The 369-nt window shown below is 48.5% G+C and carries 1 protein-coding gene; it reads right to left on the bottom strand.

Translation table 11 applies throughout. From position 1 onward, the window contains the following. On the bottom strand, nucleotides 1-369 hold a 369-nt coding region (locus tag ABT56_RS23115), incomplete at both ends, for a DUF3103 family protein (protein WP_047881252.1).

The following is a 369-nucleotide window of genomic DNA, read 5'->3' as shown; positions in this document are numbered from 1 at the left end:
CCAGTGACCAAGGCGTAAATCTCAGCTTTGCCTGAAATCCAAGGTTCTTGATCGTTTGCAAGACGAATCTTTTTCAGTTGGGTGGTATGAATTGGCGCGACTTCACCAGAGCTGCGAACACTGAATATGGTGTCGTCACTGCGGTTGCTGAAGAAAGGTTGAACGCGGGTTGACTGACCCAGTTTGTTCATCTCGGCTTGCATTGCTTGCAACCCGGCTTTGAGTTCGGCGCTGCTATTACTATCAACCACGAGCACTGGAACATCAGGTAATTGGTAGACGTCGAGCTGGTGTAGTTGGCCATACACGTCATACGCTTCACTGTATTGCCATTGGGAATCATCACCGCTTGGTTCAAATGCAAACAAA

It is taken from the genome of Photobacterium aquae (assembly GCF_001029445.1).
Lineage (GTDB): Bacteria > Pseudomonadota > Gammaproteobacteria > Enterobacterales > Vibrionaceae > Photobacterium > Photobacterium aquae.
This window is presented reverse-complemented; position numbering and strand designations above follow the sequence as displayed.